Annotated in this window: 14 protein-coding genes; all 14 read left to right on the top strand. The window is 68.7% G+C overall.

The genetic code is table 11. The annotated features are described in order from the left end of the window. The first annotated feature begins 17 nt into the window (after window positions 1-17). Genes AC1DR7_RS11865 through AC1DR7_RS11800 form a run of 14 tightly spaced genes read left to right on the top strand, consistent with a single transcriptional unit; the run spans window position 18 to window position 14,356 of the window. Entirely contained in the window at window positions 18-569 is a 552-nt protein-coding gene (locus AC1DR7_RS11865) for a COG4648 family protein (protein WP_256777356.1), read from the top strand. Continuing rightward, a complete protein-coding gene (locus AC1DR7_RS11860; RefSeq protein ID WP_457319014.1) occupies window positions 562-2,247 on the top strand; it encodes an ApeI family dehydratase in 1,686 nt (561 codons plus the stop codon). The genes AC1DR7_RS11865 and AC1DR7_RS11860 overlap by 8 nt, the downstream gene beginning before the upstream one ends. Beyond that, window positions 2,240-3,028, top strand: coding sequence for a glycosyltransferase family 2 protein (locus AC1DR7_RS11855; protein WP_457319013.1), 789 nt, complete (start codon window positions 2,240-2,242; stop codon window positions 3,026-3,028). The genes AC1DR7_RS11860 and AC1DR7_RS11855 overlap by 8 nt, the downstream gene beginning before the upstream one ends. Beyond that, the gene (locus tag AC1DR7_RS11850; protein ID WP_256777353.1) at window positions 3,025-3,972 is read left to right on the top strand and encodes an LpxL/LpxP family acyltransferase; all 948 of its coding nucleotides are present in this window, start codon (window positions 3,025-3,027) and stop codon (window positions 3,970-3,972) included. The genes AC1DR7_RS11855 and AC1DR7_RS11850 overlap by 4 nt, the downstream gene beginning before the upstream one ends. Further along, window positions 3,962-5,509 carry an HAL/PAL/TAL family ammonia-lyase gene (locus AC1DR7_RS11845; RefSeq protein WP_457319010.1) on the top strand — a complete coding sequence of 516 codons (1,548 nt, stop codon included), beginning with the start codon at window positions 3,962-3,964 and terminating at the stop codon, window positions 5,507-5,509. The genes AC1DR7_RS11850 and AC1DR7_RS11845 overlap by 11 nt, the downstream gene beginning before the upstream one ends. Next, a complete protein-coding gene (locus AC1DR7_RS11840) occupies window positions 5,496-5,918 on the top strand; it encodes an acyl-CoA thioesterase (RefSeq protein ID WP_457319009.1) in 423 nt (140 codons plus the stop codon). The genes AC1DR7_RS11845 and AC1DR7_RS11840 overlap by 14 nt, the downstream gene beginning before the upstream one ends. Continuing rightward, the gene (locus AC1DR7_RS11835) at window positions 5,915-6,544 is read left to right on the top strand and encodes an outer membrane lipoprotein carrier protein LolA (protein ID WP_457319008.1); all 630 of its coding nucleotides are present in this window, start codon (window positions 5,915-5,917) and stop codon (window positions 6,542-6,544) included. Before AC1DR7_RS11840 ends, AC1DR7_RS11835 begins: the two co-directional genes overlap by 4 nt. Then, window positions 6,522-8,906, top strand: coding sequence for an MMPL family transporter (locus tag AC1DR7_RS11830; RefSeq protein ID WP_457319007.1), 2,385 nt, complete (start codon window positions 6,522-6,524; stop codon window positions 8,904-8,906). Before AC1DR7_RS11835 ends, AC1DR7_RS11830 begins: the two co-directional genes overlap by 23 nt. Window positions 8,907-8,958: 52 nt before the next feature. Then, window positions 8,959-10,200: an NAD(P)/FAD-dependent oxidoreductase gene (locus tag AC1DR7_RS11825; protein ID WP_478051200.1), complete on the top strand. Its 1,242-nt coding sequence runs from the start codon at window positions 8,959-8,961 to the stop codon at window positions 10,198-10,200. Continuing rightward, on the top strand, window positions 10,188-10,739 hold the full coding sequence (locus AC1DR7_RS11820; protein WP_457319005.1) for a DUF3261 domain-containing protein: 552 nt from the start codon (window positions 10,188-10,190) through the stop codon (window positions 10,737-10,739). Before AC1DR7_RS11825 ends, AC1DR7_RS11820 begins: the two co-directional genes overlap by 13 nt. Further along, entirely contained in the window at window positions 10,736-11,929 is a 1,194-nt protein-coding gene (locus AC1DR7_RS11815) for a beta-ketoacyl-[acyl-carrier-protein] synthase family protein (RefSeq protein ID WP_457319004.1), read from the top strand. Before AC1DR7_RS11820 ends, AC1DR7_RS11815 begins: the two co-directional genes overlap by 4 nt. Beyond that, window positions 11,926-12,387 carry a hotdog family protein gene (locus AC1DR7_RS11810; RefSeq protein WP_256777345.1) on the top strand — a complete coding sequence of 154 codons (462 nt, stop codon included), beginning with the start codon at window positions 11,926-11,928 and terminating at the stop codon, window positions 12,385-12,387. Before AC1DR7_RS11815 ends, AC1DR7_RS11810 begins: the two co-directional genes overlap by 4 nt. Beyond that, window positions 12,384-13,115 (top strand): 3-oxoacyl-ACP reductase FabG, encoded by a 732-nt coding sequence (gene fabG, locus AC1DR7_RS11805; protein WP_256777344.1) that lies wholly within the window; start codon window positions 12,384-12,386, stop codon window positions 13,113-13,115. Before AC1DR7_RS11810 ends, fabG begins: the two co-directional genes overlap by 4 nt. After that, window positions 13,115-14,356: a beta-ketoacyl-ACP synthase gene (locus tag AC1DR7_RS11800; protein ID WP_256777343.1), complete on the top strand. Its 1,242-nt coding sequence runs from the start codon at window positions 13,115-13,117 to the stop codon at window positions 14,354-14,356. Before fabG ends, AC1DR7_RS11800 begins: the two co-directional genes overlap by 1 nt. Window positions 14,357-14,384: the final 28 nt, after the last annotated feature.

Raw genomic sequence — 14,384 nt, 5'->3', positions numbered from 1 at the left:
GCCGCAGGACACTGACCATGGTCCGGGTGCGCGTCGCGGCGTTTGCGTTGCTGTCGTTGGCATACCCGCTGGTGGTGTACCTGTCGCTGGGCCGGTTCGAGCCGCGCTGGCTCTCGCTGCTGTTGTTCGGGATGGCCGCGCTGCGCGCGCTGACCACCCGCCAGCCGGTGTGGTGGGTGGCCGCGCTGGGCACCGGCGTGCTGGCGCTGGTGGCCACCGCCTTCAACCAGGCCCTGCCGCTGAAACTGTACCCGGCGCTGGTGAACGCGGTGATGCTGGTGATCTTTGCCACCAGCCTGCGCTTCCCGCCCAGTGCGGTGGAACGCCTGGCGCGGTTGAGCGAACCGGACCTGCCGCCGTTCGCGGTGATCTATACCCGCCGTGTCACCTGGGTGTGGTGCGGTTTCTTTGTTCTCAACGGAAGTCTGGCCCTGGCCACGGCGCTGTGGGCGTCCAACCAGGTCTGGGCGCTCTACAACGGATTGTTGGCGTACGTGATGATGGGTGCTCTGTTTGGCGGGGAATGGCTGGTGCGGCGACGGGTGAAAGCGGCGCACGCCCATGGCTGACTGGATCGCACTGGACCGGCTGGCAGTGTCGCCCTTGCCCGGCCGCATCGTGGGTGAAGCGGCGCACGGCGCCGTGGGCCATCCCGAATTCAGGCAGCAGGTCCTGCGCTGGCAGCAGGCGTTCGCGCGCGCGCCGGGCAGCGACTGGGCGCTGTATTTTGATGACGCCCTGGCCTTTGCCGCCGCCCTGCTGGGCGCCTGGCATGCCGGCAAGCGCGTGTTCCTCGGGGGCGACAACCTGCCGGCCACGCTGGAAGGACTGCGCCCGCGCGTGAGCGGTTTTGCCGGTGATGTGCCCGCCCGCCATGCACCGCTGCAGCCGGACGCCGACGTGCGGACCGATGCGCCGCTGCTGCCGCTGGACGAGAACCAGCTGGAACTGGTGGTGTTCACTTCCGGCAGCACCGGCGCGCCAAGTGCGATCGTCAAGCGCATGCGCCAACTGACCCGCGAAGTGGATGCCCTGCAGGCCGCCTTCGGCGAACAGCTGGAAGGTGCGCAGGTGCATGGCACGGTGTCGCACCAGCATATCTATGGGCTGCTGTTCCGCGTGCTGTGGCCGCTGGCGGCCGGGCGCGCGATCCAGCCACGGCGGTTCTTCCACGAAGACCTGGTCAGTGCGCTGGCGCAGCAGCCCTCGGTGCTGGTGGCCACCCCGGCCCACCTCAAACGCCTGCCCGAACAACTCGACTGGTCCTCGCTCCAGGGCCAGCTGCGCGCGGTGTTTTCCTCCGGTGGCCCCTTGCCGGAAGACGCGGCGCTGCAGGTGCGTGCGCTGTTGGGCGTGGCACCGACCGAAGTCTTTGGCAGCAGCGAAACCGGCGGCATCGCCTGGCGCCGTTGGAGCGCCGACCAGCCGCAGTGGCATCCGCTGCCTGGCGTGGCCTGGCGGGTCGACGATGGCTGCCTGTCGGTGCGCTCGCCGCACCTGCACGACGAGGACTGGTGGCAGACCCAGGACCGCGTAGACGCCGATGCCGGGCGCAGCTTCCGCCTGCTCGGGCGTGCCGACCGCATCGTCAAGATCGAAGAGCGGCGGGTGTCGCTGGATGCGCTGGAACAGCAGCTGCGCCTGCATCCACACGTGCAGGACGTGCGCGTGCTGGTGCTGCCGGGCGCGCGCGAACAGCTGGCGGCCGTGGTCGTGCCACAGCCGGCCGATGTGGCCGGCTGGGACGATGCGCAGCGCCGCCGCCATGCGCAGGCGCTGGGCGCGCACTTGGCCAGCAGCCACGATGCGGTAACGCGTCCACGGCGCTGGCGCTTCGTCGACGAACTGCCGCTCAACGCGCAGGGCAAGGTCACCGCTGCGGCGCTGGCGGCGCTGTTCCGGCCGTTGTTCCCGGTGGTGCAGTGGCAACAGCGCGATGCCGACGCCGCGCGCCTGCTGTTGCCGCTGGATGCGGACCTGATCGCCTTTGACGGGCATTTCCCGCAGGCCAAGATCCTGCCAGGCGTGGTCCAGCTGGACTGGGCGATCCACTACGCGCGCGAGGTCTTCGCCATGCCGCCGCGTTTTGCGCGCATGGATGCGCTGAAATTCCAGCACGTGGCCCGGCCCGGCGATTGCCTGCAGCTCACCCTGGGCTGGGATGCGGTCAAATCGGTGCTGAGCTTCCGCTATGTCTCCGACCACGGCGTGCACGCCAGTGGCCGGGTGGTGTTCGGCGATGCATGAAGCCGCGCGACGTGGCAGGCCGGCGGCGCCGTTCACGCCACTGGTGGTGATTCCGGTCTATGACCATGAACACGCCATCGGTGCGGTCGTGCGCGGCGTACTCGCCAGCGGGCTGCCCTGCCTGCTGGTCGACGATGGCTCGCATGCCGGCTGCGCGCAGGTGCTCGATGCACTGGCCGCCGACCCTGCGGGACAGGTGGCGCTGCTGCGCCTGCCGGTCAACCAGGGCAAGGGCGGTGCGATGCTGGCCGGGTTCGCCGAGGCGGCCCGGCGCGGGCACAGTCACGTGTTGCAGATCGATGCCGACGGCCAGCACGATCCCACCGACATCCCACGCTTCGCCGCCCTGGCGCAGCAGCATCCCGATGCGGTGATCTGCGGCATTCCTGCCTATGACGACAGCGTGCCCAAGGCGCGGCTGTACGGGCGCTATGCCACCCACATCTGGGTGTGGATCAACACCTTGTCGCTGCAGATCCGCGATTCGATGTGCGGCTTCCGGCTGTATCCGCTGGCACCGGTGACGCGGCTGGTGGGCGAGGAGACCATTGGCCGGCGCATGGATTTCGACAGCGAGATCCTGGTGCGCCTGTTCTGGCGCAACGTGCCGGTGATCAGCCTGTCGACCCGGGTCACCTATCCCAGCGACGGCGTGTCGCATTTCCACGTGTGGCGCGACAACGTCCGCATCAGCCGCATGCACACCCGCCTGTTCTTCGGCATGCTCCGGCGCGCGCCGCGGCTGCTGTGGCAGCGTGCTGCCGGAACGCGCGTCGCATGACCGCGCCGGCACCGGCCAACGCGCCGCACTGGGCCGACCTGGGTGAAACCACCTCGGCGGCCGGGGTGCTGTTCCTGTGCTGGGTGCACCGCTGGTTCGGGCGCTGGCCGTTCCGCCTGTGCGTGTACCCGGTGGTGCTGTGCCATTGGCTGGGCAATCGCGTGGCGCGGCAATCCTCGCGGCAGTACCTGCAGCGGCTGCAGGCGCATACCGGCGTGCTCGGCCGCGCGCCGGGGCGCTGGACCAGCCTGAAGCATTTCGCGCTGTTCGCCGACACCCTGCTGGACAAGCTGCTCGGCCTGGGCGGGCGTTATCCGCCCAGCCACCTCCGCCTGCAGCGCGACCTGATGCTGGAAAAGATCGCGCGTCGCGAGGGCGGGTTGATCCTCACCGCGCATATCGGCTGCCTGGAACTGTGCCAGGTGCTGGCCGAACAGGTGCCCGGCTTCCGCATCACCGTGCTGGTGCACACCGCGCATGCGCAGCGTTTCAACCGGCTGATGCAGCGGCTGGATCCGCTGGCCTCGGTGGAGCTGATGCAGGTCACCGACATGGGCCCGGCCACGGCGGTGGAGCTGCAGCGCCGGGTCGGCGAGGGCGGCTTTGTGGCCATCGTCGGCGACCGCGTGCCGCTGCGTGGCGGCCGCACCGTGCCCGCGCCATTCCTCGGCCACGTGGCGCAGTTCCCGATCGGCGCGTATGTGCTGGCCTCCGCGCTGGCCTGCCCGGTCTACACGATGGCGTGCCTGCACGAGGGCAATGGCTACCGCGTGCGCTTCGAGCACTTCAGCGATCGCATCGTGCTGCCCCGCGGCTCGCGCGATGCCGCGCTGACCGCGCAGGCCGAACAGTTTGCCCGTTGGCTTGAAGTACAGGTCACCCAGGCACCCTTGGACTGGTTCAATTTCTTCCCCTTCTGGGATCAGGCATCTCATGGCAAGTAAGTCGTCCCCCATTCGCTTCGGCGATGCACCGCTGACCATCGAAGACGTGGTCGCGCTGTCCCAGCGCAAGGCCGAGGCCGTCGTCACCGATGATCCGGCCTTCACCGCGCGCATCCAGCGCGGCGCCGACTTCCTCGACCGCCTGCTGCGCGAAGACGGCGTCATCTACGGGGTGACCACCGGCTACGGCGATTCGTGCACGGTGAACATTCCGCCGGCGCTGGTGGCCGAGCTGCCGCACCATCTGTTCACCTACCACGGCTGCGGCCTGGGCCGGTTCCTGGATGAAAGCGAGACCCGCGCGGTGATCGCCGCGCGCCTGGCCTCGCTGGTGCGCGGCATGTCCGGGGTCAGCCACCCGCTGCTGCAGGGCCTGGCCACGCTGCTGCGCCATGACGTACTGCCGCTGATTCCGGCCGAAGGCTCGGTCGGTGCCAGTGGCGACCTCACCCCGCTGTCGTACGTGGCCGCCGTGCTGTGCGGCGAGCGCGAGGTGATGTACCAAGGTGCGCGGCGCGCCGCCGCCGAGGTGCTTGCCGAGATCGGCATGACCCCGCTGCGACTGCGCCCCAAGGAAGGCCTGGCGATCATGAACGGCACGGCGGTGATGACCGCGCTGGCCTGCCTGGCCTATGACCGCGCCGACTACCTGACCCGGCTGGCCACCCGCCTGACCGCCTTCAACGTGCTGGCCAGCGACGGCAACGCGCACCACTTCGATGAAATGCTGTTTGCCGCCAAGCCGCACCCGGGCCAGATGCAGATCGCCGCACGCCTGCGCGAAGACCTGCACAGCGATCGTCCACCGCGCAACGAACAGCGCCTGCAGGACCGTTACTCGCTGCGCTGCGCGCCGCACGTGATCGGGGTGGTCCAGGACGCGCTTCCGTTCTTCCGCCAGTTGATCGAAACCGAACTCAACAGCGCCAACGACAACCCGCTGATCGACGCAGAGGGCGAGCGCATCCTGCACGGCGGACACTTCTACGGTGGCCACATCGCCTTCGCGATGGACGCGCTGAAGAACACCATCGCCAACCTGGCCGACCTGCTCGACCGGCAGATGGCGCTGGTGGTGGACGCGCGCTTCAACCATGGCCTGCCGGCCAACCTGTCGGCCGCCACCGGCGAGCGTGCGGCGATCAACCACGGCCTGAAGGCGCTGCAGATCAGCGTGTCGGCGTGGACCGCCGAGGCGCTCAAGCAGACCATGCCGGCCTCGGTGTTCTCGCGTTCCACCGAATGCCACAACCAGGACAAGGTCAGCATGGGCACCATCGCCGCGCGCGACTGCCTGCGCGTGATCGAACTGACCGAACAGGTCGTCGCCGCGTTGCTGATCACCGCCCGGCAGGGCGTGGCGCTGCGCCAGCGGGTAGGCATGAACGCCACCCTGCATGGCGATCTGGACGTGATGTACCAGGATCTGTGCGCGCGCATCGCCCTGGTCGAGGAAGACCGCGCGCTGGATGGCGAATTGCGCGGCCTGCTCGACGATATCCGCGGCCAGCGCTGGGAGTTGTATGTCCAGTCCTGACCTAAGCATCGAAGTGACGTTGTCGCCGACCTTCCACGACTGCGATCCGATGCACGTGGTGTGGCACGGCAACTACTTCAAATACTTCGAGATCGCGCGCTGCGCGCTGCTGCAGCGCTACAACTACGACTACCCGCAGATGCGCGACTCCGGCTATCTCTGGCCGGTGGTGGACGCGCGGGTGAAGTACATCCGCCCGCTGCTGTACGGGCAGGCGCTGCGCGTGCGCGCCACCATCACCGAGTGGGAAAACCGGCTGAAGATCGTCTACGAGATCCTCGATGCCGACAGCGGCACGGTCCTCACCCGTGCCTACACCATCCAGGTGGCGGTGGATGCGACCACCAATGAAATGCTGTACCTGTGCCCGTCCGTGCTGTGGGACCGTCTGGGAGTGGAAGTGAAATGAATGCTGTGCTGCGCACGCTGGTCGTGCTGTTGTCGTTGCTCGTGGCGGTGCCGGCGTTGGCCGCGCCCGCTACTGCCGATGTCGATCTGGTCAAGCAGCGCGTGGCCAAGGTTGGCGTGCTGCATGGGGAGTTCACCCAGGAAAAGCAGGTCGCCGGCTTCAAGAATCCGCTGCGTTCGCAGGGCCGCTTCGTACTGGCCCAGGACCATGGCGTGATCTGGACCACGCTCAAGCCGTTCCCGTCCGAGGTGGTGGTGACCCGCGACCGCATCCTCAGCCGGCAGCGCGATGGCAGCAGCCGGGTCGAACTGGATGGCCGCCAGCAGCCGGCGATGCGCTCGGTCAACGCGATCATGTTCGCGCTGATGAGCGGCGACGCACAGGCGTTGTCGGTGCAGTTCACGGTCAAGGTCGAGGCGCTGCCCGACAACGGCTGGAGAATGCAGCTCACCCCGCGCTCGACGATGCTCGGCAAGGTGTTCACCGCGCTCACCCTGAGCGGTGACCGCTACGTGCGGCAGGTGCAGATCACCGAAGCCAACCAGGATGTCACCCGCATCCAGTTCGCCGGCATGAGCGAGACCCCGGCACAGCTGAGCGCCGATGAGGGTCGCAAGTTTGAATGAGTCGCTGCGCAACCGGCTGGGCAATGCCTTGACCCCGAACGGGCGGCTGCAGCGCGTGTGGCGCTGGCTGGCCATCGTCTGGCTGCTGGTGCTGATCGGCCTGGGTGCACAGCAATGGCACCTGTGGAAAAGCCAGTCGCGGATCGACACCGACATCCTGGCGCTGTTGCCGCAGGATGCCAACGACCGGCTGCTGTCCGACGTCACCCGGCGCATCGCCGATGCCAACGCGCGGCAGATCGTGGTGTTGCTGGGCAGCGCCGACGCGGCGCAGACCAAAGCGGCCGAACAGGCCTTCCGCGCCTCGCTGCGCGACAGCGCCGAGGGCAAGGCGCTGCTGGTGGAAAGCGGGTCGATCGAAGGCTGGTTCGAACAGGCGCGCGCCTTTTACGCGCCCTACCGCGACCGTCTGCTCACCAGCGACCAGCGCCAGCGCCTGCAGGCCCAGCCGGTCGATGGGCTGGCCGAATCGGCACTGGCGGCGCTGTACGGCCCGATGGGCGCGCCCCGGCTGACCGAATGGCGGCAGGACCCGCTGTCGCTGTGGCCGCAGTGGTGGCAGGAGCGTGCGCTGGGGTCGGGCCTGCGCGTGGGCGATGACGGCCTCCTTGAAGCCGATGGCAAGCATTGGTCGATCGTGCAGTACGACACGGTCGGCTCGGCGTTCCAGCTCGATGGCGAGCGTCATATCGACACGCTGCTGGATGCGGCGACCGCCGCAGCCGACAAGCAGGCGCCCGGGCTGGAGGTACTGCGCGCCGGCGTGCCGCTGCATGCTGAAGCGGCCGCGGTACAGGCCAACCGCGAGATCAACACGATCGGCTGGGGCTCGCTGGCCGCCGTGCTGCTGCTGGTCTGGCTGGCCTTCCGTTCGCTGCGCCCGATCCTGCTGGTGGCCGCCTCGCTGCTGATCGGCTGCGGCGTCGCGCTGGCGGTGACGGTGCTGGTGTTCGGCAAGGTGCACGTGCTGACCCTGGTGTTCGGTGCGTCGCTGGTCGGCGTGGCCGAGGACTACGGCATCCACTGGTTCGCGTCGCGCCAGGCCGAACCGGCCGACCGCCGCTGGAAGCTGTTGCGCCACCTGCTGCCCGGCCTGTGGCTGGCCCTGCTGACCAGCGCGCTGGCCTACCTGGCGCTGGGCCTGGCCCCGTTCCCCGGCCTGCGCCAGATGGCGCTGTTCTCGGTGGTCGGGCTGGCAGGCGCGTTCCTGACCGTGATCTTCTGGTTCCCCTGGCTGGATGGCGGCGAAATCCGCGCCACCGGCTTCTCGCGCTGGCTGGGCAACACGCTGGAACGCTGGCCGCGCCTGCACGGGCGCAAGGCCGTGCTGTTCCTGGGTGTGGTGGCCGTGTTCTCGGCGGTCGGCATCGCGCGGCTGGGCAGCAATGACGACCTGCGCAGCCTGCAGTCCTCGCCCAAGACCCTGATCGACCAGCAGATCCGCATCAGCCAGATGCTGGGCATGCCCAGCCCGGCGCAGTTCTATCTGGTGCAGGGCGATGACGCCGAACAGGTACTGCAGCGCGAGGAAGCGCTGGTCGAACGCCTGCGCGTGCTGTCCACCAGGAAGCAGATCGGCGGCTACCGCGCGATCAGCGACTGGCTGCCGTCACGCCAGCGCCAGCACGCCGATGCCGCACTCACCGCCAAGGTCGAGCCGCAGGTGCTCGGCAAGGTGGGCCAGGCGGTCGGCGAACCGCTGGTGCGCCCGGATTACGCGGCGCAGGACCTGGACGCCGACGCGTTCCTGGCCTCGCCGGCGGCGATGCCGTTCCGGCATCTGTGGCTGGGCAAGGTCGGTGGCGGACTGGCGTCGGTGGTGATGGTGGACGACCTGTCCCGCACCGATGCCCTGACCTTGCTGGAAGCGCAGGCCGAAGGCATCCCGGGCGTGCGCTGGGTCGATCGCACCGCCGATTTCTCCAAGCTGCTCAAGCACTACCGCAAGCTGATGAGCGTGCTGCTGCTGGTCGGCATCGTGCTGGTATTCGCGGTGCTCTACTGGCGCTACCGCGCCCAGGCGTGGCGCGTGTTCGCCCCGACCCTGGTGGCCGGCGCGCTGACCCTGGCCCTGCTGGGCCTGTTCGGCCAGCCGCTGCAGCTGTTCAATGTGCTGGCGCTGATGCTGCTGCTGGGCATGGGCATCGATTACGGCATCTTCCTGATCGAGCACCGCGGCGATGCCAGTGCGTGGCTGGCGGTGTGCGTGGGCGCGGCCAGTACCTGGCTGTCGTTCGGCCTGCTTGGCCTGTCGGCCACGCCGGCGCTGCGTGCGTTCGGGCTGACCCTGTTGTTCGGCATCGGTCTGGTGTGGATGATCTCGCCGCTGTTCCGGCCGCCGCCGCACGACGCCCCGCAGTGAGTCGCCCGCCTGTCCTTCCTTCTCCCACGTTTTCCTGATCAAGGATGTATCGATGAACCCGCAAGTGGAAACAACCGAGATCCTCGTCATCGGCGCAGGCCCGGCCGGTTCCGTTGCTGCGGCCATGCTGCGCAGGCAGGGTCGTCAGGTGCTGATGCTGGAGCGCCAGCAGTTCCCGCGTTTCTCGATCGGCGAGAGCCTGCTGCCGCAGAGCATGGAATACATCGAAGCGGCAGGCCTGCTGCAGGATGTGGTGCAGGCCGGGTTCCAGTACAAGAACGGCGCTGCCTTCGTGCGCGGCGAGGCCAGCACCGAATTCGATTTCCGCGACAAGTTCTCGCCCGGTTGGGGCACCACCTACCAGGTACAGCGCGCCGACTTCGATGACGTGCTCGCGCGCGGCGCCGAGCGCATGGGCGCCACCCTGCGCTTCGGCGATGAAGTGCTGTCGGTGCAGCCCGGTCGCCCGGCGCGGGTGCAGGTACGCCGTCCCGATGGCAGCGAGTACACCATCGACGCCGGCTTCATCCTCGACGCCAGTGGTTTCGCACGGTTGCTGCCGCGCTTGTTGAACCTGGAATCGCCGTCGAACTTCCCGGTGCGCGGGGCGATCTTCTGCCACGTGCGCGACCACATCCCGGCCGGCGCGGGCTTTGACCGCAACAAGATCCTGATCACCACCCATCCCGAACACGTGGACGTGTGGTACTGGACCATCCCCTTCTCCAATGGCTGCTGCTCGCTGGGCGTGGTCGCCGAGCCGAGCTTCTTCGAAAAATACCCCGGTACCGACCTGGAGAAACTGCAGGCGATCGTCGGCGAAGACCCCAATCTGACCCGCCTGCTCAAGAACGCCGAATGGGCGGTGCTGCCGGTGCGTACCATCACCGGCTACTCGGCCAACGTCAGCGCGCTGTGGGGCGAGGGCTATGCGCTGCTCGGCAATGCCGGCGAGTTCCTCGACCCGGTGTTTTCCTCCGGCGTCACCATCGCCTTCAAGTCCGCGCAGCTGGCCAGTGACTGCCTGGCCCGCGAACATGCCGGTGAAGCCGTGGATTGGGAGCAGGACTTCTCCATCCCGCTGCGCGCCGGGGTGAAGACCTTCCGGCGCTTCGTCGAAGCCTGGTACGCCGGCGGCTTCCAGAAGATCATCTACCACCCCGCCCAGCAGCCCGAACTGCGCCGCATGATCTCCTCGATCCTGGCCGGTTACGCGTGGGACACCAATAATCCGTACGTGGCCGATGCAACCGGTCGCCGCCTGCGGGTGCTGGAGGAACTGTGCACCGTCTGATCGCCTCCCTGCTGCTGTGCCTGCTGCTGGCGTCCTGCGCCAGCACCCGCATGCCCGCGCCCCTGGTGCAGCTGCCGACCCTGCAGTTGGCGCCGTCGGCGCTGCCGCAGCCGCTGCAGTTGCAGCAGCGCCTGCAGTTCCGCTTCGGCACCCACGAACGCGAACTGGATGCGCTGCTCGAGGCCGATGGCAGCCAGGTACGGCTGGCGGTGCAGGCAATGGGCCAGACCGGCGTGCGCATGGTCTGGGACGGCACCACGCTGGAACAGACCCGTGCGCCCTGGCTGCCACCGCAGGTGCGTGGCGAGCGCGTGCTGGACGACCTGCAGTTCGCGCTGTGGCCGGCCGCGGCGATCCGCGCGGCGCTGCCGGCCGGCTGGACGCTGGTGGACGCCGGTGGCGAGCGTCGGTTGGAGCAGGGCGGCAAGGCGTGGTTGCTGTTGGAACCGCTGCCCGACGGCCGGGTGCGCCTGCGCAACCTGGCCGAAGGCTATGAACTGGTGATTGAATCGTTGGACATGGAACAGGCACCGCCGTGAGCAGTAGCAGCCGCGCGATCTATCTGAATGAACTGGGCGTGGTCTGCGCGCTCGGCGGCGACCGCGCGCAGGTGGGTCAGGGTCTGTTCGCCGACCAGCCTGGCGGCCTGCGCGACAACGACCAGCTGATCGCCGGGCGCACCCTGGCGCTGGGCGAAGTGGCCACGCCGCTGCCGGACCTGTCCGCGCTGCCGGTGGCGCTGCGCGGGCGCAACAACGCGCTGCTGGAAGCGGCCCTGGTGCAGATCCGCCCGGCGGTGGATGCGGCGATCGCCCGTTACGGCGCGCAGCGCGTGGCGGTGATCATCGGCACCAGTACCTCGGGCATCGGCGAATCGGAAAATGCCCTGCGCTGCCACCGTGACCACGGCCAGTGGCCGGACGACTTCCATTACGCCCAACAGGAAATGGGCACCTCGGCGCGTTTCGTGCGCGAGCGCATTGGCAGCAGCGGCCCGGCGTGGACGATCTCCACCGCGTGTTCGTCCAGCGCCAAGGCGCTGATGTCGGCCGCGCGCCTGCTGCGCGCCGGGGTGGTCGATGCGGTCGTCGCCGGCGGCGCCGATTCGCTGTGCCGCTTCACCGTGGCCGGATTCAGCGCGCTGGAGTCGGTCTCGGCCGCGCGCTGCAATCCGTTTTCGGCCAACCGCAACGGCATCAATATCGGCGAGGGCGCCGCGCTGTTCCTGATGACCGCAGAACCCGGCCCGGTGCGTCTGTCCGGCTGGGGCGAGTCGTCCGACGCGCACCACATGTCCGCCCCCGATCCGCAGGCACGCGGCGCCATCGATGCGATGCAGCAGGCGCTGGACCGCGCCGGGCTGTCGGCCGCACAGGTGGACTATGTCAACCTGCACGGCACCGCCACCGGCCACAACGATGCGATGGAAAGCCAGGCCGTTGCCGCCGTACTGGGCACGCGCGTGCCAGCCAGTTCGACCAAACCGCTGACCGGGCACACCCTGGGCGCGTCCGGGGCGATCGAGGCGGCGCTGTGCTGGATGGTCCTGGCCGACAACCCGCGCCAGCAGCTGCCCACCCACTGGTGGGACGGGCAGGCCGACGCCGCGTTGCCGGCACTGGCCCTGGTCGCGCCGGGCACCCTGGCCGCGCACCCGCCGCAGCATGTGCTCAGCCACTCGTTCGCCTTCGGCGGCAGCAACGCCGTGCTGGCACTGGCACGGGCATGAGCATGCCGCTGCCGCACAACATCGATGACGTGCTCCCGCACCGCGACAGCATGCGCCTGATCGACCGGCTGCTGGACTGGCAGCCCGAGTCGATCGTGGTCGAAGTGGACGTGCCCGCGCATGGCCTGTTCACCACGCCTGAGGGCGTCCCGGCCTGGGTGGGCGTGGAATACATGGCGCAGGCGATCGCGGCCTGGGCCGGGTGCAAGGCGCGCCAGGCCGGACGCGAGCCGTCCATCGGTTTCCTGCTGGGCACCCGCCGCTACACCGCGCACCAGCCGTACTTCGCGGCGGGCACCTGCCTGCGTGTAGAGGCACAGTGCGAGCTGATGGGCGAAAATGGCCTGGGCATGTTCGCCTGCCGGATCCTGGCAGGTGCTGACGAATTGGCGGTCGCCAACGTTTCCGTGTTTGAACCACGCGATGCGATGGCCTATCTGGAGAGTGGAGAGGCATGACAGGGAATCTGACGGTGCTGGTGACCGGCGCCAGCCGGGGCATCGGCCGCGCCGTGGCGCTGCGGATCGCGCGCGACGGCTTCGACGTGGTGGTGCATTGCCGCAGCCGCATCGAGGAAGCACAGGCGGTGGTCGCCGATATCCAGGCGCTGGGCCGGCAGGCGCGCGTGCTGATGTTCGACGTGTCCGACCGCGATGCCGCGCGTACCGCGCTGGAGGCCGACGTGGAAGCACACGGCGCCTACTACGGGGTGGTGTGCAATGCGGGCATCGCCCGTGACGGCGCTTTCCCGGCGATGCCGGCCGAGGACTGGGACGCGGTGGTGCACACCAACCTGGACAGCTTCTACAACGTGCTGCACCCGCTGGTGATGCCGATGGTGCGGCGGCGCAAGCCGGGCCGCATCGTCACCCTGTCCTCGGTGTCGGGGCTGGTCGGCAACCGTGGCCAGACCAATTACAGTGCGGCCAAGGCCGGCATCATCGGTGCCACCAAGGCGCTGGCACTGGAACTGGCCAGCCGCGCGATCACCGTCAACTGCGTGGCGCCGGGGCTGATCGAGACCGAGATGGTCAATCAGGAAGTGCTCGACCACGCGCTGAAACTCATTCCCGCCGGACGCATGGGTCAGCCGGACGAGGTCGCCCACGCCGTCTCCTTCCTGCTGTCCGAATCGGCCGGCTACATCACCCGCCAGGTGATCTCGGTCAATGGAGGCATGGTCTGATGCGTAGAACCGATCGTCGCGTGGTGGTCACCGGTGCCGCCGCGCTCAGTCCGCTGGGCCACGACTGGCCGAGCATCCGCGAGCGTCTGCACGCCCGCGTCAACGCGGTGCGTTACATCCCCGAGTGGGAAGTCTTCGACGGCCTCAACACCCGCCTGGCCGCGCCGGTACAGGACTATGACCTGCCGGCGCACTACAACCGCAAGACCACCCGCAGCATGGGCAAGGTGGCGGTGATGTCGGTGCGCGCCACCGAGCTGGCGCTGGAAGCGGCCGGCCTGCTCGGCCACCCGGTGCTGCGCAGTGGCATGGCCGGCGTCGCCTACGGGTCGTCCTCGGGCAGCCACGAGGCCACCGCCGAGTTCGGTCGCATGCTCCACGAGCACACCACCGAGGGCATCAGCGCCACCACGTACCTGAAGATGATGAGCCACACCTCGCCGGTCAACATCGGGGTGTTCTTCGGCCTGTCCGGGCGCGTCTACACCACCTCCAGCGCCTGCACCTCGGGCAGCCAGGGCGTGGGCGCCGGCTACGAGGCGATCCGCAGCGGCAAGCAACTGGTGATGGTCACCGGTGGCGCCGAGCAGCTCGATGCGACCGCCGCGGCGGTGTTCGACACGTTGTTTGCCACCAGCGTGCGCAACGATGCGCCGCAGACCACGCCGAGCCCGTTCGATGCCAACCGCGACGGCCTGGTGCTGGGCGAGGGCGCCGGTACGCTGATCCTGGAAGAGCTGGAGCACGCGCAGGCGCGCGGTGCCACGATCCTGGCCGAGGTGGTGGGCTATGGCACCAACAGCGATGGCCAGCACGTCACCCAGCCGAGCGCGGACACGATGGCCCAGGCGATGCGCCTGGCGCTGGAAGATGCGGGCCTGGACGCGGCGCAGATCGGCTACGTCAACGCGCACGGCACCGCCACCGACCACGGCGACATCGCCGAGACCCAGGCTACCGCGCAGGTGTTCGGGCCAGGCATGCCAATCAGTTCCTTGAAGAGCTACGTGGGCCACATGCTCGGTGCCTGCGGCGCGTTCGAGGCCTGGATGACGATCGAGATGATGCGCGAGGGCTGGTTCGCGCCGACCTTGAATCTGCACGCGGTGGACCCGCGCTGCGGCGCGCTGGATTTCATCCAGGGCGAAGGCCGCGCGCTGCAGACCGACTATGTCATGAGCAACAATTTCGCCTTCGGCGGGATCAACACGTCGTTGATCTTCCGTCGCTGGCAGGACTGATGTACCCGGCCCGGATCCGGGCCGGTTT

The sequence above is a fragment of the Stenotrophomonas sp. P5_A9 genome (assembly GCF_056400525.1).
The sequence above is the reverse complement of the archived record's forward strand: the minus strand, read 5'-3'. Positions and strand labels throughout refer to the sequence as shown.